The 340-nt window shown below is 40.6% G+C and carries 1 pseudogene; it reads left to right on the top strand.

What is annotated here, in order from left to right:
- Nucleotides 1-15: 15 nt before the first annotated feature.
- Nucleotides 16-340, top strand: a pseudogene (locus AAEY62_RS21090) (exodeoxyribonuclease V subunit alpha); the annotation flags it as partial.

Raw genomic sequence — 340 nt, 5'->3', positions numbered from 1 at the left:
ACTTTAAGTACAGCAGTGCCTTTACTTACCTATTTACTTAGCGAAAACCGCATTCGCATTGTGGATGTAAAATTAGCTGAAATGCTCAGTAAAAGTAACAGCGATAGCGAAAATACGCACAATGAGATGTTTTATCTGGTGCTATTACTGTGTTTATCGCAGCAAAGCCAGCATAGTTGTTTAACCTTAAGCGAGGTTGATTGGAGTAACCCTTTTAATTTACGCCACAGCGATTTTAGTAAAGCACAGGGGAGCGTGCCAGATAAGCTAAGCCCGTTCAGTGAAGGGTTTAATTATGAGCAGGTGCTTAGCTATTTACAAAACCATACAAGCGTTGGAG

This window comes from Pseudoalteromonas sp. GW168-MNA-CIBAN-0100, assembly GCF_040309225.1.
Classification (GTDB): Bacteria; Pseudomonadota; Gammaproteobacteria; order Enterobacterales; family Alteromonadaceae; genus Pseudoalteromonas; species Pseudoalteromonas arctica.
Note: the sequence above shows the minus strand (reverse complement) of the source record. Positions and strands in the feature narration are given on the sequence as shown.